The organism is Citrobacter sp. wls829 (assembly GCF_005280825.1).
Classification (GTDB): domain Bacteria; phylum Pseudomonadota; class Gammaproteobacteria; order Enterobacterales; family Enterobacteriaceae; genus Citrobacter; species Citrobacter gillenii.
On the sequence record NZ_SZWP01000123.1, the window covers coordinates 1 to 245 of the forward strand.

The following is a 245-nucleotide window of genomic DNA, read 5'->3' on the forward strand; positions in this document are numbered from 1 at the left end:
CGGTTATATCGCTCAATATAGGCATTCTGCTGAGGTTTGCCGGGCTGAATAAAACGAAGGCTTATATTCTGCTGTGCGGCCCATGACATCAGTATCCTCCCTGTATATTCCGGTCCGTTATCACACCGAATGGCTGCGGGTTTTCCCTTCCATGCGATGAGTTGCTCAAGTGTTCTGACTACCCGACTGGCCGGCAGAGAAAAATCGACCTCAATCGCCAGTGCCTCACGGTTAAAATCATCGAT

At 49.8% G+C, this 245-nt stretch carries 1 protein-coding gene; it reads right to left on the reverse strand.

The features are described from left to right. Nucleotides 1-245 (reverse strand): DDE-type integrase/transposase/recombinase (locus tag FDW88_RS22375; protein ID WP_137363379.1); only part of this gene is annotated, 245 nt, incomplete at both ends.